The organism is Sphingobacterium paramultivorum, assembly GCF_014109745.1.
GTDB classification, from domain to species: domain Bacteria; phylum Bacteroidota; class Bacteroidia; order Sphingobacteriales; family Sphingobacteriaceae; genus Sphingobacterium; species Sphingobacterium paramultivorum.
The window spans coordinates 4,952,783-4,973,361 of sequence record NZ_CP058555.1 but is presented as its reverse complement, the minus strand read 5'-3'; the positions used below and the strand labels follow the sequence as shown (position 1 = coordinate 4,973,361).

Annotated in this window: 17 protein-coding genes; 5 read left to right on the top strand and 12 right to left on the bottom strand. The window is 37.5% G+C overall.

Features of this window, described 5'->3' with window-relative positions:
• Nucleotides 1-59 precede the first annotated feature (59 nt).
• A complete protein-coding gene (locus tag HS960_RS20725) occupies nt 60-1,256 on the top strand; it encodes an anhydro-N-acetylmuramic acid kinase (RefSeq protein WP_182330579.1) in 1,197 nt (398 codons plus the stop codon).
• Here HS960_RS20725 and HS960_RS20720 read toward each other — a convergent pair whose 3' ends face one another.
• From HS960_RS20720 to HS960_RS20675, 10 genes are all read right to left on the bottom strand, one after another.
• Nucleotides 1,257-1,928, bottom strand: coding sequence for a DUF2461 domain-containing protein (locus HS960_RS20720; RefSeq protein WP_182330578.1), 672 nt, complete (start codon nt 1,926-1,928; stop codon nt 1,257-1,259).
• A gap of 7 nt (nt 1,929-1,935) precedes the next feature.
• Nucleotides 1,936-2,736, bottom strand: coding sequence for a phosphatidate cytidylyltransferase (locus tag HS960_RS20715; RefSeq protein WP_182330577.1), 801 nt, complete (start codon nt 2,734-2,736; stop codon nt 1,936-1,938).
• Nucleotides 2,733-2,948 (bottom strand): putative signal transducing protein, encoded by a 216-nt coding sequence (locus tag HS960_RS20710; protein ID WP_182330576.1) that lies wholly within the window; start codon nt 2,946-2,948, stop codon nt 2,733-2,735. Before HS960_RS20710 ends, HS960_RS20715 begins: the two co-directional genes overlap by 4 nt.
• Nucleotides 2,923-3,846 (bottom strand): CPBP family intramembrane glutamic endopeptidase, encoded by a 924-nt coding sequence (locus tag HS960_RS20705; protein WP_153847939.1) that lies wholly within the window; start codon nt 3,844-3,846, stop codon nt 2,923-2,925. The genes HS960_RS20710 and HS960_RS20705 overlap by 26 nt, the downstream gene beginning before the upstream one ends.
• Nucleotides 3,847-4,085: 239 nt before the next feature.
• Entirely contained in the window at nt 4,086-7,403 is a 3,318-nt protein-coding gene (locus HS960_RS20700) for a S41 family peptidase (protein WP_228280101.1), read from the bottom strand.
• A 145-nt stretch (nt 7,404-7,548) separates the two neighbouring features.
• The gene (locus HS960_RS20695; protein ID WP_153847937.1) at nt 7,549-8,301 is read right to left on the bottom strand and encodes a zinc ribbon domain-containing protein; all 753 of its coding nucleotides are present in this window, start codon (nt 8,299-8,301) and stop codon (nt 7,549-7,551) included.
• Nucleotides 8,301-9,401 (bottom strand): Nif3-like dinuclear metal center hexameric protein, encoded by a 1,101-nt coding sequence (locus HS960_RS20690; protein ID WP_153847936.1) that lies wholly within the window; start codon nt 9,399-9,401, stop codon nt 8,301-8,303. Before HS960_RS20690 ends, HS960_RS20695 begins: the two co-directional genes overlap by 1 nt.
• Nucleotides 9,391-9,876 carry a hypothetical protein gene (locus tag HS960_RS20685; protein WP_153847935.1) on the bottom strand — a complete coding sequence of 162 codons (486 nt, stop codon included), beginning with the start codon at nt 9,874-9,876 and terminating at the stop codon, nt 9,391-9,393. Before HS960_RS20685 ends, HS960_RS20690 begins: the two co-directional genes overlap by 11 nt.
• A 22-nt stretch (nt 9,877-9,898) precedes the next feature.
• Nucleotides 9,899-10,654, bottom strand: coding sequence for an alpha/beta hydrolase (locus tag HS960_RS20680; RefSeq protein ID WP_182330574.1), 756 nt, complete (start codon nt 10,652-10,654; stop codon nt 9,899-9,901).
• 204 nt (nt 10,655-10,858) lie between these two features.
• Nucleotides 10,859-11,569, bottom strand: a complete 711-nt coding sequence (locus HS960_RS20675) for an SAM-dependent methyltransferase (protein WP_182330573.1) — start codon at nt 11,567-11,569, stop codon at nt 10,859-10,861.
• 149 nt (nt 11,570-11,718) lie between these two features.
• Here HS960_RS20675 and apaG point away from each other — a divergent pair, with 149 nt between their 5' ends.
• The 4 genes from apaG (at nt 11,719) to HS960_RS20655 (ending at nt 18,051) form a co-directional block, all read left to right on the top strand.
• Nucleotides 11,719-12,105, top strand: coding sequence for a Co2+/Mg2+ efflux protein ApaG (apaG, locus tag HS960_RS20670; protein ID WP_046673176.1), 387 nt, complete (start codon nt 11,719-11,721; stop codon nt 12,103-12,105).
• Between the two features lie 348 nt (nt 12,106-12,453).
• A complete protein-coding gene (locus HS960_RS20665) occupies nt 12,454-14,319 on the top strand; it encodes an ABC-F family ATP-binding cassette domain-containing protein (protein WP_182330572.1) in 1,866 nt (621 codons plus the stop codon).
• 93 nt (nt 14,320-14,412) lie between these two features.
• A complete protein-coding gene (mnmG, locus tag HS960_RS20660) occupies nt 14,413-16,272 on the top strand; it encodes a tRNA uridine-5-carboxymethylaminomethyl(34) synthesis enzyme MnmG (RefSeq protein ID WP_182330571.1) in 1,860 nt (619 codons plus the stop codon).
• A 78-nt stretch (nt 16,273-16,350) separates the two neighbouring features.
• The gene (locus tag HS960_RS20655; protein WP_182330570.1) at nt 16,351-18,051 is read left to right on the top strand and encodes an Ig-like domain-containing protein; all 1,701 of its coding nucleotides are present in this window, start codon (nt 16,351-16,353) and stop codon (nt 18,049-18,051) included.
• A 29-nt stretch (nt 18,052-18,080) separates the two neighbouring features.
• Here the strand turns inward: HS960_RS20655 and HS960_RS20650 are convergent, their stop codons facing one another.
• Both HS960_RS20650 and nadB read right to left on the bottom strand, forming a co-directional pair.
• Nucleotides 18,081-18,587, bottom strand: a complete 507-nt coding sequence (locus HS960_RS20650; RefSeq protein WP_182330569.1) for a gamma carbonic anhydrase family protein — start codon at nt 18,585-18,587, stop codon at nt 18,081-18,083.
• A gap of 5 nt (nt 18,588-18,592) precedes the next feature.
• Complete coding sequence (gene nadB / locus HS960_RS20645; RefSeq protein WP_088163399.1) at nt 18,593-20,185, bottom strand: L-aspartate oxidase; 1,593 nt, start codon at nt 20,183-20,185, stop codon at nt 18,593-18,595.
• Nucleotides 20,186-20,579: the final 394 nt, after the last annotated feature.

The window sequence follows — 20,579 nt, the reverse complement described above, 5'->3', positions numbered from 1 at the left end:
ATATCTTTAATTGTCAAAAATGATATTCATCATAACATTTTTGTGTTTATTTTTAAGCTATGAATCCTCAAATCGAAAGACTTTACCAAATTTCACAAAAGAAAGAACGTCGTATTATTGGCCTGATGTCCGGAACTTCTCTGGATGGTCTTGATATTGCAGTATGCCGCATAGAAAATGCAGGTAAAACAACAAAAATACAGCTAGAGAATTTTGCTACAATGGATTATGAGGATGATTTCAGAGCACGAGTCCGTGAAGTCTTTGCAAAACGAAATATCGACCAACAGTTATTTTCCGGACTCAATGCTTATATTGGAGTCACACATGCTAAATTAATCAATACAGCATTACAACAATGGAATATAGCAAGCAGCGAGATTGATTGTATAGCCAGCCATGGGCAAACCGTATACCATGCACCTCAATCATTGACCAAAGACCGCAACTGGCCCAATAGTACCTTACAGATCGGCGATGGAGATCATATTGCCGTAAATACCGGCATCATAACCCTGTCTGACTTTAGACAGAAACATGTTGCTGCGGGAGGGGAAGGGGCACCTTTGGCTGCCTATGGCGACTATCTACTTTTCTCGCATGCGACAGAGAATCGATTCTTACTGAATATTGGCGGTATTTCTAATTTCACATTTATCCCAAGCCATCAAACAAAATTGAAAGCCTATGCAACAGATCTCGGTCCAGGCAATACAATGATGAACCAATACATGAAGGCTAATTTTAATCAGGAGATGGATAGAGATGCCTATATGGCCAAAAAGGGACAAGTAAATGATGCGCTATTGAATCAATTATTAACAGAAGAATTTCTAACACTGCCCTTTCCAAAAACCACCGGGCCAGAACTATTTAATCTCGCTTATCTCGAAAGGGCACAAGATCGTTCGAAAACAACTCATATTCCACATGAGAATGTTATGGCAACCCTCAATCGCTTTGCGGCTCATGCGATGGTCAACGGCATTCGGAAGCAGTCAGAAGGACTATCTGATGTGGCGGTATACATAAGTGGCGGTGGACTACACAATCCATTGCTGTTTGATTACATCAAAAGGAGCTTACCTACCAGTAACGTTGAAAGTTTCGCAACATTAGGTATCAATCCAGATGCAAAAGAGGCCGTCCTCTTTGCTCTATTAGCAAATGAGACTTTGGTAGGTAACAAATCCAATGTAGCGCAAATTAAAGATTCGCCCGCTGTCTGCATGGGCAAAATCAGCTTACCCGAATAATTATTCCGTATCGATGGCTTCTTGTAAAAACTCTTTAAAAGGAAGCATACTTTTATAGGAAGCCACGATATTATCTAGTGCATTTTTTGCAGATAACTCCTTTATAGTTAAAGATCTATCCAACACAAAACTTTTCAATTTGATAAAGTCAATAAAAGGATTATCCTCACTATAGCCAGCAGGCGCACGCTTCAGTAAATCTTCTTTGAAAAGTGCAATATTACCGCCTGTCAATACAGTTTTTAAAATTTCATCCAATTTATTACCGGTGTAATCAATTTCTTGTCTTATTGCCTCTAAATGTTGCTTTTCTGGACGCCAATATCCACAGGCAATAAATGAATTTTCTGCTCCAATATGAATATAGTACTCTGGTCCCTGCAACTTTCTTCCATCAACTGAAATTCCTGCCCCAAACCAACTTTTATAAGGTGTCTTATCATTTGAAAAGCGTGTATCACGGTAAATACGAAACAAACATTTACTTGCCTGTATGGAAGTATTGATTTTAGGGTCAAACTCGCTCAAAGCGGCAATTAAATCTGTCAAAAAACTTCTCACATCAGCCAATGCAGCTTCATATTTAGCTCTGTTATCGGCAAACCATTCCCGAGAATTATTGGCTTTCAATTCCGTTAAAAAATCAAATGTAGATTTTTGAATGTGACTCATAATACAATCAATTGATTAAAATTAAGAAAACATAGACCATAGGTGCCGCTAATAACAACCCATCAAATCTATCTAAAAAACCACCATGTCCAGGCAATATATTTCCGGAATCCTTTACGTGCAAACTACGCTTTAACATCGACTCAACTAAGTCACCTAATGTTCCCACAATACTGATAATTGCCGCTATACTTACCCATTGCCAGAGCGGTAGATAACCAAAATACTTCTCTAGATTCACTGCAGCAACAATTGCCAAAATCAATCCACCGAAAAAACCTTCCCATGTTTTCTTTGGTGAGATCCGTTCGAATAGTTTACGTTTTCCGAAGCTTCGTCCAGCGAGATATGCCCCGGTATCGTTTGTCCACAATAAGATCAAAAAACCTAAAGGCATCACATCGTTAAAAGTACCTTGCATAAACCCTAATTTGGAAAATAGGAAAAAAGGCAATGTAACATACGCTATTCCCAAAAAAGTATAGGCAATATCATTAAAAGGAAAAGTTCTCTTCTGAAAAAGTGAAATAATATAAGTCGCACTTATAAACGGAATAATCAGTGCTAAAAATTTTACCGCAAGCAGATCCATCGAAATTAAGGATCCCAAAACAAACAGTACCAAGGCCAGGGCGATACCAATCACTTTATTTGGAGCGCGTTCTTCGGATGAAACTATTCCATAGAATTCATAAAGACACCATGTACTTAGCAAGGTAAAAAAGATGGAATAAACATAAGCTCCCAAAAGAGTAGCCGCTATCATAACAGCCACAAAGATTACTCCGGTTATTGCTCTTGTTTTCATAAACTAAAATCCCCTTCCGATTCCTCAATTAACCTTTCGGCTGCTCCGATAGATCCTTCGCTGACATAAAGTTCAATTTTCCCAAACAGATAAGAAGAATCTTGTTTATTCAACGCGACAGCCGGAATACCATTCTCTTCCAACATTTGTTTGACTATTTCGGCTTGAATAGCATTTGTATATGTTTTAATTTTTTTCCAATCGTTCTCCATTGTTTTCTTTTTGCGTTGATCGATAAAATAAGAATACAAAAATAAGAGTAAAAATGAAGCCTACAAGATATATCCACCAAGATTGTAACTCAAATGCATTGAGTTCATCATAACTCTTTCCCTGTCTTACGTAATAAAATGCTCCAATTGTGGCTCCGGCATTGTTGACAAAGTGCCCAAAGATGGGCAATATGATGTTCTTGCTCCATACATAAAGATAGCCAAAAAAAGCGCCCAATAACATTCGGGGAACAAAACCAAAAAATTGCAGGTGTATCGCACTGAAGATAATAGCAACGAGCCATATAACCACATGCTGATTGCTCAACCATCTTCCTATTATTTTTTGCAAAATACCACGAAACAGCAATTCTTCACCTATGGCCGGAATTAAGGCCAGTACAACAATATTGTACAAAAAGCCGGATATACTCGACTCCATAATTATGCCCTTAATTAAATCACCCGATTCCTTTTCGCTACGCTCCATCCAACGCTGCAACGATTGCATACTATCGGGCAATTGTAAGGATTCATTCCAGTGACCGATCAGACTCATCAAAGGCATAAAAGAAAGCATTGCCAAAAATATATAGCCAAATTGCATTCCGTTAGGCCATTTTTTCAGTTTAAAATAAGTAATGCCATATCCTTCGCGTGTATTCATCAGATAAGCTGGTACAACAAAAGATCCCAAGCTGCTCATTAACAACATAAAGCGCATCTCATTGGCCGATCCATTCATTAAGGATTCCAAGGAGAAGACCTGCCTAGTGTATGTATAATAACTTGCAATAATCAGAATAGCAATAATCTGCGAAAGAATGGTAAAACCGATAACCATTAAGATCAATCGTAACAAAGATTGAAACGGATGGGGTGTTTGTTCAGGAAACATAGCTATTAAATATCAGTTAAAGATAGCAATAAAAGCAAGATTTATTAAAATTGTCGTACTCAATCAAATTCTACCGTCTCGTTTGTACTAGCCGAATGGCAACGAGCGATATGGTCAAATTACCATAAAAACTCCACCAGAGGTATTCGATCATCCGGGATATGGATACCTTTGATACAGCATATATGATCATAAAAAAGGCTTTGGAAAAATCCAAAGCCTTTTTTATGTAGACTATCTTAATTCACTCGAATTGGATCAGCAGGTTTCTGCAGATTTTTATACGGATATGTTTTCATTTCTTCCAACAATATCTTCACCGTTCTCTCAAGCTGTGGATCTCGACCTTCCAAAAGATCTTTAGGCAATTGTTCGATAAATACATCAGGAGCAACACCCTCATTTTCAATAATCCAATTTCCTTTGAGGTCATATACGCCAAAGTTTGGAGAAGTAATACGGCCTCCATCCAACAAAGGAGGATAACCACTTATGCCAACCAAAATCCCCATTGTCGTACGACCGACCAGTTTGCCAAGCCCTTTAAAACGGAACATATAAGGCATCATATCGCCACCTGAGCCTGCATTTTCATTAATAATCATGGCCTTTGGTCCATAAATACCATTTCCCGGTGTAGTAAATCCTTTTCCATCACGAATTCCCCAGCCAGCGATTAACTCGCGCGATAAGAGGTCGATCACATAATCGGCAACCCAGCCACCACCGTTATTCCTTTCGTCCATTAGAAGAGCCTTTTTATCCATCTGAGCGAAGTAATACCGATTGAAATAAGTATACCCCTCAGGACCGGTATTCGGCATGTACACATAAGCTATTTGCCCATTGCTCAATTCATTTACTTTTTTACGGTTTCTTTCGACCCATTCCATGCTACGCAAGTTCATTTCATCGCTAAACGAGATCGGTTTAACGATTACTTCACGTGCGCCAACCAGCGATGGTTTTGAATTGACTTTCAACGTAACTTGTTTACCAACAGTATTGTCAAATAAACTATAGATATCCTTATCCTCAGTCAATTCAGTACCATTCACGGCAACAATATAGTCTCCTTCTTTTATGTTTAATCCCGGTTCAGCCAATGGGGCTTTGAACGATGGATTCCATTCAAGACGCGTAAACAATTTGGCGATCTGATAATAACCATTCTTTAGCGTATAATCTGCTCCCAACACACCAACTGAAACTGATGGCGTGGAAGGTTGATCTCCAGGATAGATATAATTGTGTCCTACGACCATTTCTCCCATCATTTCGTTCAATAAATAACCAAGATCAGAACGATGGTTTACAAAAGGTAGGAATTTTTCATATTTGGCTTTCATCGCCTTCCAGTCTGCACCGTGCATATTTTCTACATAGAAATAGTCTTTTTGCATCGACCATACTTCATTGAACACCTGTTTCCATTCCGCCGCAGGGTCCACCAGTTGCTGAATTCCACCCAATTTGACTTCCCCCGCAGTAGGAGAGGCTACTTTTTGCCCAGCTGTTACAATATTGAATCCATTTCCCGTTTGATATAACATCTTTTTACCATCTGCACTAATAACAAAGTTACGTGCATTCTCTACTAAGGTTTTGTTTTCAAGATCCTTAAAATCATATGCACCGATTGTTCCACCACGTTGATAAGTCAATTGATTTGGAACCAGACCATTTAAATTCCAGTAAGGACCGGCTGGCAAAGGGAGGGCAACAATTCGATTCTCTATACGATCGAAATCTACCTGAATAGATTTGTCAACCGGCTTGCTTGCAACTGACTCTTCCTTCTTATCCTTTTTAGGAGCTTTTTTATCATTCTCTTTTACACGTTCCTTTTTATTATTCTCTCCCTCTTCCTTTTTATCAGGTTTATCTTCACGGATTTGCTCATCATCACTATCGTTTTTAAAGAATGATGGTGTTTTGCTCGACAGGATAAAAGCATAGACTGCAAAATCTACATTACGCTGTACAGCGGACATATGTAAACCAGAATTTGTTAACCCTGTATTTGTACTCGCCGTGAAAAATAAATATTTACCATCTTGCGAAAATGCAGTACTGCGGGCAGAGCTCATACCATCCGTAATTTGCTGAGTTTTCTTTGTATCTAAGTTATACATGAACACAGCAGGTGCCCCGTTTTCCAGTGTACGTATAAAGGAAATCCATTTTGAATCTGGAGACCAACTTGGTTGGAAATGATTGGATACACGCCCGGTTTGACCACTTAATTTGTCATCGGCAACTTTGACAACAGCCTTGGAAGCAATATCAATATAATACAGATTAAGATGCGAATCATTGTAAAAAAGCTTCTTTGAATCTGGCGACCAAGTGGGTTCAAAATAGAAATTGGTTTCCCCTAAATTAAAGTATAACGGCTGATCTTTTCCGAACTGATCCATCAGTACCAACTGATAGGATCCATTTTTATCTGAAATATATGAAACCCATTTGCCATTAGGAGACCAATCTGGAAAACGTTCATGCGAACCTGGTGAATTAGATAAATTTCGAGCTTCTCCTTTTTCCTTTGGTACCGTAAAGATCTCTCCCCGTGCTTCTAATAGTGCCCGTTGACCCGTTGGCGATAGTGTAGCATAACGTATATCGTCCTTGATGTCTTTGTAATACGGCCTTTTATACATGACATCTGTATTCACAGTGATGTGCAAAGGAGTAATTTTATTTCCGTTTAGATTCAGTGTATTCAATACTCCAGCATATTCAAAAATCAAGTCGTTACCATTCCCATTCAAGGAACGCACATCATAATCTTTGAAATCTGTTAGTTTTTCAACCTTTTTGGTTTTGGTGTCGTAGCTAAAAATATTGACAATTTTATCGCGGTCAGATAGGAAATAAACCTTCGTTCCCAACCATAATGGTTTAACATCATTACTTTTAACGTTCGGAATAGCCTCGATTTCTTTTGTTTTGGTATCAAAAATCCAAATGGTTGGCATGCCACCACCCCGGTAACGTTTAAAGGCCACTCGATCTCTTTCAGTAGGGTCAGTATTCTTGATGTAAGCCCAGTAGCGGCCATCGGCAGAAGGGCTTCCCTGAGTAGCCTCAGGCATAATGAGCGCCTTGTCCATTCCTGACATTTGAATATTGGAACTGTATAATCGTGGACTTAAAGCATAGGTGAAATCACGAGATGTAGTATAATACACTTCATCATTATTGAGCCATCCGCGCAATACATCCGACGAGGGATGATAAGTAATACGTTTAGGCTCACCACCTGTTATAGGAATCACGTATACATCCGTATTTCCATCATAATTCCCCGTAAATGCCACTTTCTTACCGTCAGGAGAAAACATCGGATTCTGCTCTACGCCAGGATTTGTAGTAAGCCGCCTTGGATTAGCGCCATTTTTGTCTGCAATCCAAATATCTCCACCATAGACAAAAGCGATATTACTAGCGCTTACACTGGGATTTCGAAGCAATAAGGTTTCTTGCGCTTTTGCTTGTAGAAAAGTTGTTCCCAGCAAAAAGGCTGCAATTAACTTGAAATGAGTTTTATTCATAAACATTTAAAGGTTAAAATTTTACCACCTACAAAATTACGATTTTGCAAAATGGACCTAGTCAGTATATCAACAAAGTTGCATAAAAAAAATGACAAAAAAAAAGCCCTGCTTGTCAGCAGGGCCATCTTTTATCTCTCAACGATTAAAAACCGTATTCTTGTTCGATTTCCAATACGATTCCTTCATCAACCAAAACGCGTCCGCAATGTTCACAGATAATGATTTTTTTGCGTTGACGAATTTCCGATTGCATTTGTGCCGGAATTTTATTGTGGCATCCTGAACAGCTATCACGATCAATAGAGACTACAGCAAGCCCGTTTTTGAACGAATTACGTAAACGGTAGTATACTTTTACCAAACGCTCTTCAATATTAGCCTCAGCCTCAGCGGCTTTTGCTAATAATGCATCTTCTTCCTTTTGAGTTTCAGAAGTAATTGTTTCCAATTCTTTCTTTTTACCCTCAAGCTCGCTTTTGCTATACTCAAGATTTCCTACAGTAGTATCGTAGTTTTCCGTTTTGTTGCGAATCTCAAATTCTGCTTCTTTGATTCGTTTCTCACAAACCTGAATCTCAAGACCTTGGATTTCAATTTCTTTCGAAATAGCGTCATACTCACGATTATTCTTTACCTCATTTAACTGCGTCTCATATTTTTTGATAGCAGCCTGAGCATCCTTAATCATGTTTTTACGCTTAACGATCGAATCTTCTAAATCGTCTAAGTCTATTCTGATCTTCTCAATACGAGTTTCTAAACCCGCAATCTCATCTTCAAGATCTGCAACTTCCATAGGCAATTCACCACGAACTTGGCGAATTTTGTCTATTTTAGTATGTACGGCTTGTAACAGCCATAATGCTTTCAATTTTTGTTCTACGGTTTGTTCCATCAACTGTAGTATTTTATAGGATTTGTATCTATTTCTGTTGTTAAGGTTGCAAAGTTAGGAAATTTTTTCGTAATAATGTCGTACAATAATTCTTGCGTAAATTGTTCGCTCTCAAAATGTCCCGTATCTGCAATCACGATTTCACCTTCAGCATCAAAAAATTCATGATATTTGTAGTCTGCTGTAACAAAAAAATCAGCACCAGAACGTTTGGCTGCACCGAGTAAAAATCCACCCGAGCCACCACATACAGCTACACGACTAACTTTTTTATCTAATAAGGCTGTATGACGAATGACATTCAACCTCAGTTTGTCCTTAAGATAAGCTAAAAATTCCAATTCAGCCATTGGTTCAGCCAAATTTCCAATCATTCCAGCACCAATTTCGGTAGCCGTATTTTGAATATCAAACAAATCATAAGCTACTTCCTCATAGGGATGAGCTTCATAGAGTGCTAAAAGTAACTTCCTTTCACTAGATTTCAGGTAGATAACCTCAATTCGTGTTTCCTCTACACGCTCTTGAACATCAATCTCTCCAATGGTAGGATCGGCCCCTTTTAAAGGTCTAAAACTACCATAACCTGCCGTATTAAAACTACATTGATCATAGTGTTTTCCGATTTTACCTGCACCCGCATCAAACAATGCCTGTCGGACATCTTCAACATGACTCCTCGGTACAAAAACGACCATTTTTCGCAATACATCTGTTTTAGATTGCAGTATAGCCTGATTTTCTAATCCCAATTTATCGGCAATTTTCGTGTTCACTCCACCGGTAACATTGTCGAGATTTGTATGAATGGCATATAATGCAACTTTATGTTCAATTGCTTTAATAACCGTACGCTCCACATAATTTTTTCCATTAAATTTTTTTAGGCCCCTGAACACAATAGGATGATGCGAAATAATTAAATTACATCCTTTATCAATAGCCTCTTTTACAACAGCTTCTGTGCAGTCCAAAGAAATGAGCACTTTTGTAATCTCTCTATTGGCGTCGCCCACAATAAGCCCAGCATTATCATAAGACTCCTGCAAATCTAAAGGAGCCAATTGCTCCAAATAATCAATGACTTCTTTAATTTTCATGGTCTACAATTACCTCCTTTTCTCTAAATTTATTATGTTCTTCCAAAATTCTTCTATTCGCGTTAATTTCAAACCAATAATTAGCCAAGGTCACAAAATGCATAATGATCAGTACACCGGAAATGGAAAGTGGGAGAGGAATATTTGTGGCCAAGTAAATCCATGCATATAGCGATCCTTTCCTAAACGTAGGGTTTTCTTCCACAGCTATTTTCCGATCATAAAATTCATTGATCAAAGAATCCCTTAGACGCGAAGCAACCTGAAAATTCCAATAAATATTAACCAGCGGAATGGCAGCTAACCAGGATTGGTTAGGCGTCATTAATCTATTTTCTTTGGCGACCAATTTTAAGGTCTTTCGAATTGTATTTGCAAATAAAAGCCATACAATAATACGTATAGCCACAATACCCATAGCGGTATAAATTACTTCAGGCTTACTTAACTCTTTTATTAATTCCTCTTGCGTCATTGAACTATTTATTGCTTATTTATTATTCCTGTTCCAACAAATCTACTAATTCTTTCAACCTTTTTATTTGTGGATTATGATCTCCAACAAATTCGATTGTTTTAAAACCCATGGTTTTAGCTTTCTTATAAAACGGGTAAAAATCGTCCTCCTCAATTGCTGTACCATCCGTATAAGTCAAAATGTATGTACTTGGGATCTTAAGCCGTTTCGGATTTTTTAAATTAATCTTTTCTGTCATTGTTTTTAACGGGTGGGGGACATCTCTAGGAAGCTTCTTAACATCCTTCACCCAGAAAGGAAAAATATAACCATCCTTTTCTAATTTTAACAGTCCATTTGCTGCAGTAGATTTCCCCATTAAGTTTATTACCGATTGCTGATCCTCCGGAAGTATAGCATCCAAGTAAACCAATTTACGTATTCTATCCGGAAGACTATCGGCCACAGCTGTAATTACCATACCACCATAACTATGTCCCACCAGTATAATATCATGAAGATCCTCAAACAGGATCGTATTCACAACATCATTGACATGAGTTTGCAATCGAATAGAAGTATCTGCTAAATGATAACGCTCGCCCAGACCTGTTAGTGTAGGGCGGTAAACTACATTTCCCTTTTTCGCTAACTCAACTGCAGTATTTTTAAACTGCCAAGCGCCACCCCAAGCTCCATGGACGATCACATACGTAGAAGGCTGCGCAGAAACATCTTTACCGAATCCAACTAATGAAAAGAAAAATATAATAAATAGTAATCTACAGTTATTCATTGTCTTATATATTTAATCATCCTCGACACTTAACAAAATCTGTTCAGAAAATGTATTGATACCCCAGTTTACATTTGTATTTAAAAACTAAACGTGATCACTTACTCACTTTATTAAAACATGATTAAATCCAATAGAAAGAGCTTTTAGCTTCTCAACTAAACATCATCAATGAAAGTAGGGTAGGGGGGAGCTATAAAGACATCATGCATAAAGTAAAAAGATAGTAGGCTTTTTATGAAAATCATACGATCGTTTTCTCCACTCACCAATCGTCAAACTTTGGATATTTTCGTCGGTAGCTGTTACGTTTGATGCAACACAGAGTAAGCTGGAAGGTTTACATATTTTTAGTAGATCAGCCAAAAGCTGATTATTTCTAAATGGAGTTTCAATAAAAATCTGAGTCTGCCGTTCGCGTGCTGATTGTTGTTCGAGATTTTTAATTTCCTTAGCACGATCAATTTTATCGATAGGCAAATACCCATGAAAAGCAAATTTCTGTCCGCTAAATCCAGAAGCCATAAGCGCCAGTAGAATAGAGCTTGGACCAACAAGAGGAACGACCTTAATACCCAATTGATGTGCCCGTGCCACAATAGAAGCTCCGGGGTCAGCAACACCAGGACATCCTGCCTCAGACATTAAACCAACATTTTTGCCCTGTTTCAAGCCTCCAAAAAAATCATTTATATTTCCCTTGTCCCGCACATGTTTTCCATAATCATGAATTTTTAGTTCGCTCTGCGGAATCTTTAAACCTGCAAGTTTTAAAAACTTACGAGCCGTTTTTTCATTTTCTACAATATACTCGTCCAATGAATTGATTGTTTCCACTAAATATGAAGTAAACGATTGGAAAGCTGCGTCATCACTCAAAGGAACAGGAATTAAATATAAGATACCATTTGCCATAATACAAACCTACTAATTAAGGTCCATTTGGCTATACTAATTTTAAACTTAGCATTATTTAACCTTTTAAAATGATTATAATTTAGATTTTTAAACTCATTATTAGTATTTTAGCGTAAATATTCATTGCAACAATAAACATCATTCAAATGATCACACAAATTACAGAAGGCGTAAAAATCTCGGTTGAAACGATCTATCAATCAGAGTATTCGAATCCGGACCGTGAACATTTCATGTTTGCTTATCATATCAGCATAGAAAATCTCAGCGATTACACGGTTCAATTGATAAGTCGCTATTGGAAAATCTTTGACGCAAAAGGAGACTATAGGGAGGTATCTGGAGAAGGGGTAGTGGGCGAACAGCCTATTATAGAACCTGGCCAGACTCATCAGTATACCTCAGGTTGCAATCTCAATAGCGAATTCGGATTCATGGAAGGATATTACAATATGATCCGAACACTGGACAACGGCAGCTTTCAAGTTGAAATACCACGTTTCAATCTGATAGCTGATTACGCATTGAATTAATTTTATCAAGGCAGTATCATTATTGCCAATTAATCAAATAACGAAGCTTTTTTCGCATCGAATAAGAAACTATTTCTTTATTTTTGCGAGCATTCCAAATGAACATGCTAACCTCGGGGTATTATCATTTTACCCGATGGCAAATGCTAGCATTTGATCGTATGCCACCCGATAGATTAAATTAGTCAGCAATCAAAACGATTATTGATTCAATATATAAATAACTGATAATCAATAATAAATATTTAAAATATTGATTATCAACACGATATGCATTACCAAAAGAAGAAACCTCTTGGCAGTGTTTTGACGTGTAAATTGACTGAATATAATTTAGGGTGATATAACGTGAGTATTTTAGCTACAGAACAAGTAAGCCATTCCTTCCATGATCGATGGCTTTTTAAAGATTTACATTTCGGCCTCCAGAAGGGAGATCGTGTGGCCTTGGTCGGAATCAATGGCACAGGTAAATCAACCTTACTCGCCATTTTAGCAGAGCGAATCTTACCAACCTCAGGAAAAGTTGTAAAAGAAAAAGGTATAAAAATTGGTTTTTTAGAACAGGATCCTGATTTCACAGGATTAAAATCAATCAATGATTTTATTTATAGTACAGACAACGATCAACAACGTCTTATCCGAGAGTACGAGGAACTGCTATTGGAGACTGATATCGATCAGAAAAAATTAGAAGATCTTTCAGAAAAAATAAGTTCATTGAATGCCTGGGAGTATGAGCATAATATTAAGACGATTCTTAATCGTTTAAACATTATGGATTTCCATCAAGATATTAAAAGTCTATCAGGAGGCCAACGAAAACGCCTTGCGCTAGCCAAACTTTTGATAGACGAACCGGACATTTATATATTAGATGAACCCACCAACCACTTGGATATAGAAACAATTGAATGGCTTGAAAAACTATTAACAACAGGTAGCAAAACCGTTCTTTTAGTAACGCACGATCGCTACTTCTTAGATAATATATGTACTGAGATTCGAGAGCTGGACAGAGGCAATCTCTATAGCTATAAAGGTAACTATTCCTATTTTCTAGAGAAGAAGTCCGAACGCGAAACTATTGATGCGGTTATGGTAGAGAAAAGCAGAAATCTACTTCGTCGTGAATTGGAGTGGATGCGTCGTCAACCACAGGCACGTGGCACCAAATCCAAATCACGTATAGAAGCATACTATGACTTAGAAGAAAAATCTAAAGCAATTAAAGGAAATGACTCGGTACACCTCAGTGTAAAAGTAAGCAGACAGGGCTCAAAAATACTCGAACTAGAACATGTTGCCAAACGTTATGGAACGAAAGAAATCATACATAATTTTTCATACACATTTAAAAAAGGTGATCGTATTGGTCTAGCTGGAAAAAATGGCACTGGAAAATCAACCTTTCTTAATTTAATCACGGGAGAAGAAAAACCTGATTCAGGATCGATATCGGTAGGGGAAACCACAGTATATGGCTACTATAAACAGGGAGGATTGGAAGTAAACGAAAACGATCGAGTATTAGATGTTGTAAAAAATATAGCAGACTATATTGAAATGGCAAATGGGGAAGTAATCACAGCTTCACAGCTGCTAACCCACTTTTTATTTCCTCCTGAAAAACAATTTGGTTTCGTTAACAAATTAAGTGGAGGAGAGAAAAAAAGACTTCAACTTATGCGTGTTTTAATGAAGAATCCAAATTTCCTAATCCTGGATGAGCCATCCAATGATCTGGACATTGATACTTTAAACGTACTGGAAGATTTTCTTGATAACTACAAAGGGGTACTAATATTGGTATCACACGACAGGTATTTATTAGATAAACTAACCGATCAGCTTTTTATTTTTGAAGGAAAGGGGAGTGTACAGATATACAATGGAAATTATGCCGACTTTAAACTTGAACAAGACGAAATCCAAAAATTAGAAAAAGAAAAACAAAAAAGAATAACCCAAGAACAGGTAAAGCCAATTGTAAAAGAGGAAAAGAAAAAACTCTCATACAAGGAACAATTGGAATATACTAAACTAGAAGAAGAAATAGAAAAACTGGAAACACAAGTAACGTTAAAAACGGAGAAACTAAACCAGGAAACAGACCATCTAAAGCTTTCTTCCTTAGCGGAAGAAATTCAATCTATCCAAACACAGATAGACGACAAATCCGAAAGATGGTTATATCTTGCTGATTTTATGTAAAATTTCACTATTGGTTTCACGTGGAACACAAAGAAAACGTAAATTTACAAAGAAATAAAAACGCCACGTTTCACGTGGAACAAGAACAGAAAAATGTTTAAAAAATATAATGTAATTGTAGTTGGCGCAGGTCATGCCGGATGTGAGGCGGCGGCGGCAGCAGCCAACTTAGGTTCGTCCACTTTACTCATCACAATGAATATGGGGGTAATAGCCCAAATGAGTTGCAACCCCGCAATCGGTGGAGTCGCAAAAGGACAAATTGTAAGAGAAATAGATGCTATGGGTGGATATACCGGTATCATAGCAGATAAATCAACCATTCAATTTCGAATGCTTAATCTATCGAAAGGTCCAGCTATGTGGAGCCCACGTACACAAAATGACCGAATGCGGTTTGCGGAAGAATGGAGGTTACAATTAGAGTCTCTTCCAAATTTAGATATGTGGCAAGATACCGTAAAAGAAGTTATTGTTAAAAATGGAAGAGCTTGCGGTGTCGTCACTTCAATGGGAATAGAAATAGAATCGGACGCTGTCGTGCTAACTAATGGAACTTTTCTAAATGGTGTAATTCACATTGGCGACAAGAAATTTGGAGGCGGCAGAACAGGAGAGAAGGCAGCCACAGGTTTAACCGAACAACTTGTTTCCCTTGGCTTCGAATCAGGAAGAATGAAGACAGGGACACCACCCCGTATAGATGGGAGAAGCCTCAACTATGCATTGATGGAAGAACAGTGGGGCGACGAAAAAAGAGGGCGGTTTTCTTATACAGATGTAGAAATACCTACTGAACAACGCTGTTGCTGGATTACCTACACAAATGATAAAGTTCACGAAATGCTTCGCACTGGGTTTGAAAAATCACCCATGTTTACTGGACGTATCAAAGGATTGGGACCACGCTATTGCCCCTCAATAGAAGATAAAATCAATCGCTTCGCCGAGCGTGAAAGGCATCAGATATTCGTGGAGCCAGAAGGTTTTAAAACAGTAGAAATCTATGTCAACGGATTCTCTACCTCATTGCCAGAAGATGTACAATTGAAAGCTTTGCAATTAATCCCAGGTTTTGAAAATGCGAAGATGTACCGACCAGGTTATGCCATAGAATACGACTACTTTCCACCAATGCAATTGGATCTTACCCTAGAAACCCAATTGGTGAAACATCTATTTTTTGCGGGACAAATCAATGGGACTACTGGCTATGAAGAGGCCGCCGCTCAAGGTTTCCTAGCCGGGATAAATGCTCATCAACGCATCAACGATGATAAGGAACTTATTCTAAAAAGATCCGAATCTTATATAGGTGTATTGGTAGATGATCTGGTAACAAAAGGAACTGAAGAGCCGTACCGTATGTTTACATCAAGAGCCGAACATCGTCTACTTTTACGCCAGGACAATGCTGATATTCGCCTAACCCCCTTAGCTTACAAATTGGGATTAGTAGGAGAAGAAAGACTCAAAAAAGTACAAGACAAAATTGATAACTCAAATAAAATAATAGAGTATCTAAAACAAAATTCAACCAATGTTGAAAAGATGAATACGGTGTTAGCGGAAGTTGGCTCGAGTGCACTTCCTCAGAAAACAAGATTGAGTAATGTACTTGCGAGACCACAAGTTGGTATCCAAGATATTCTGAAAGGAGATGAAGGCTTTGCACACTATGTATCCCAATTTGATAACGATACCATCGAACAAGCAGAGATCAATCTCAAATATGAAAGCTATTTCGATAAAGAAATGGAAATAGTTAATCGTATGAAGAAGATGGAAGATAGAGAAATAAACCCTGATTTCGACTACAGCTTGCTAACGTCATTGTCCATTGAGGCAAGACAAAAGCTATCAAAGGTAAAACCACGTACACTGGGGCAGGCTTCAAGAATCTCGGGTGTTTCACCCTCTGATATCACCGTATTGATGGTTCACATGAGCTAAATACCTGGTAAACAAATATTTACACACAAAACATCACATAGCTTAAAATAAGCGATTTAAGACAATATTCTATTTTTTATGACAACTTCTTTAAAAGAAAATAAAAGTGGTTCAAAAAGGCTAAAAAGTAGCTTAAAAACAAGATTACTTATTTTAAGCATGTTTATTATGCTTATTGGCTTGTCTATACAATGTGCGAGCATACAACAGCCTACGGGGGGGCCAAAAGATTCCATTCCCCCGAAAATACTATTGGAAAGTCCTACGAATTTTTCGAAGAATTTTACAGCAAAAAAAATAGTAATCACTTTCGACGAGTATATCAAACTGGCAAATCAACAAAAAGAATTCAGTATTACGCCCGACATGGGTAGTAACCCAGAATTCAAGGTCAAGAAAAAAAATCTAGAAATTACCTTACCTGATTCTCTAGAAAAAAATACTACTTACAGCATATATTTCGGTAAAGGACTAGTCGATTATAACGCAGGAAATGCATTGGTCAATTATGCTTACGTATTCGCAACAGGAGATAAAATAGATTCGCTCAGTATATCAGGTAATGTAAAAAGTGCTATAACTAAAGAGGTCCAAAAAGATGTTAAAGTCTTATTGATCCCCATTAGCCAAGACTCTATTTTCGGCAAGAAGAAAGCGAATATATTTACGACAACGGATACTGCAGGTAATTACAAACTAAACAATTTAAGAGAAGGAACCTATCGCATTTACGCACTTCAAGAAAAGAACAATGATAGGATCTATAATGGCGCTGATGAAGAAATAGGTTTCCTAAAAGACTCTATCGTACTAGAGCGAGACTTAAACAATATCAATTTGGAGATATTCAAAGGAACCCCAAAAAAGTTTAGAACGCAAGAGAAGAAATTTGAAAAAAATGGAAGTATACTTCTTATTTTTAACAGGCGAGTGGACAAACCCAAACTCAATATCCTAAATGATGAAGTAAACAACAAAGATAAAATAGTACGTTTTTCAAATACATCGGACTCCGCTACTTTGTTTATTCCAAATTTAAAAATAGACTCCCTAAAGCTAGTTCTGACAGAAAATGAAAGACCATTGGACACCATTCTAATCAGAAAAGGGAATGTAAAAATAGAGCAGGCAATTGAGCCAATTTTTACCCCAAATAATGGGCGAGTCGATCGGATTACACACCTTCAGGTATCTGCATTCACACCGATCAAGAATATAGATAAAACCAAGTTGAAATTCAAAGAAGACTCATTGATCCGAACCAATTACCAACTTGCCGTTGATACAGCGAATACCAATATCTACCATATTCGATATAATTGGAGAAAAGATAAAAAGTACCAAATTGAGTTTACGGAAGGCGCCATAACAGGCTATTTTGGCGAGCAAAATAAAGAGAAAAAGCTGGATTTGACCTATGACGATAGTGAAAACTATGGAGATCTGACATTTGATTTTACAGATCTAGATAGCAATACAACATATCTGGTAGAGTTAATCAATGAGAAAAAAGATAAAGTCTATCGCGTCGACAAAATAAACATGAACAATCCGGCCGTCGTATACAAACAGTATCCAGGAGGAAAGTATAGCATACGTGTAATTCGCGACGACAACGATAATGGACTCTGGGATACTGGAGATGTCGAAAAGAAAACCTTTCCGGAACCTGTTATATATCTAAATAAAGTATTTACTATACGTGCTAACTGGGAACAAAAAGATAGTTTTTCATTGAGTGGCCTCAAAAAAAGAATAATTGAGGCCATTCCAAAATAATAACTTTAAATACTGCTAATTCGATTAAGCTAAAACCAAGAGCTGTACAGAACATAATTATGTGGTAACTGCTGCAATAAATCTTTCTGCTCTTCAGTAAGTGCCTTTATCTTTTTTGCAGGTACCCCAGCATATAAAAATCCCGACTCACAACGTGTATTTTCCAAAACTACTGCCCCAGCTGCTACAATAACATTCGATTCAACAATAGCATTATCCATAACGATAGCTCCCATACCAATGAGTACATGGTCTTCCAAAATACATCCATGTACCATAGCCTGGTGGCCTATACTCACATAATTTCCAATCGTTGTACCGCATTTCTTATAGGTACAATGTATAACAGCACCATCTTGAATATTCGTATAATTACCAATACGAATATAATTGACATCCCCACGTATTACAGCGTTAAACCATACCGAACAGTGATGTCCAATCTTTACATCTCCCACAATCGTTGAATTAGGAGCTAAGAAGCATTCTTCGGCTATCACCGGAGATACATCTAAAACAGGTAAAATAAGTGCCATATTCCTTAAAAAATTGTATCCTGTAGTACCTCCGAATGTTTCGGGTAGTCCGTTGTATAATGCAATCCCCTGCTTTCTTTCCTCAACATAGCTGATTTTGTCACAATATAAGCTACTTGAATAACGTTACGCAATTCACACAATTTAACAGAAAGCCTTGTATTCCGATAAAACTCTTCAGTTTCCTCATATAAAAGATGTAATCGCTTTAGGGCTCTCTCCAGCCTAAAATCGGAACGCACAATACCAACATAGTCACTCATAATCTTTTGGCATTCGCGTAAATTATGACTTACTAAAATATCCTCATTTGAAAGTGAGGTTTTAGAGTCATCCCATTCCGGAACGTCAACAATATGGTTAATCAATCCTATCGACTTTGTGGCGTCTAAGAAAATACGATGTGCATAAACAAGTGCTTCAAGAAGCGAATTAGAAGCTAATCGGTTTGCACCATGTAGTCCAGTAGAAGAACACTCACCGCAAGCATATAAATTAACAAGGCTACTGCGTCCAAAATCATCTACATAGATACCCCCGCAGAGGTAATGCGCCGCCGGTGTAACTGGTATAAAATCCTTCGCCATATCCAGTCCGATCGAAAGACACTTTTCATAAATGTTTGGAAAATGCTTGATAATATCCTGCTTATCCCGATGCGTAATATCGAGGTAAACATAATCAATTCCCGACTTCTTCATTTCGGCATCAATAGCTCTAGCAACAATGTCCCTTGGTGCCAAAGAAGCACGTTCATCGTACTCCTCCATAAAAGATTCACCATTGATCCTCCTTAAAATCCCCCCAAATCCACGTACAGCTTCGGATACCAAAAATGCAGGCGAATCCTTTGGATTATATAAAGAAGTAGGGTGAAATTGCATAAACTCCATATTACGTACCTTACCCTTTGCCCGATACACCATCGCTATACCATCCCCAGTCGCAATAGTTGGATTTGTTGTGCTCGAATAAACATGCCCAGCTCCCCCAGAGGCCATCACGGTGACCTTACTCAAAATCTGATCAACTAAATGTGATGAGGTATTAAAAGCATAAATTCCATAACAGGTAATGTCTTCCCTATTTTTATCCACGTATTCACCCAGATGATGCTGTGTAATCAAATCAATGGCAAAGTAATGTGTTACAATTTCAATATTAGGATCACTATGTGCTTGAGCCAATAATGCACGCTCTATTTCGTAGCCAGTTATATCTTTATAATGTAAAATACGATGAGCTGAATGTCCCCCCTCTTTTGCCAGGTCATACAAGCCCGATTCCTCCTTGTCAAATGATGTGCCATATGAAATAAGTTCTGCTATCCGTTCCGGCGCTTCTCTTACTACGTTTTCCACAATTTCAACATCGCATAAACCATCCCCAGCAATCTGAGTATCAATGATATGCTTTTCAAAGCTATCAGACTTATCCACAACGGCAGCCACTCCCCCTTGCGCATATTTTGTATTAGACTCATCCTCATTGGACTTAGTGACTATCAATACTTTACCGAATTTCGATGCCTTCAAAGCAAAGCTTAATCCAGCAATACCTGATCCAATGACCAAAAAATCTACCTTTCTATCTGCCATATAAATTAAAATTCACAAACTATCCCCAAAAGTGACGATTCAAATTAACGAAAAATGTGGAAAACGTGTAAATAAAAGGTTAAATAAAAATGAAAAGTATTTAACAATTCACAAATCCCCTATTTTGAAGCCTTATTTCTAAAATTTTTCCGCACAAAAATCCCTAGATTTCCACATTTTCCAAACAAAAACTATTCAACAAAAAAATATGGAAAATAAAAAATACGATAAATTAGAATTTTAAAAATCAGCTCTTTAATAGACAAATCCTGTTGAAAAATTGTTGAAAACTCCATAAAAACCTAAAATCAAAATTGGAATAAAGGAATTTATACCACTTTTCCACACCATAATAAACAATAAGAGATTTTCTATTTTAAATAATTAGTATTTA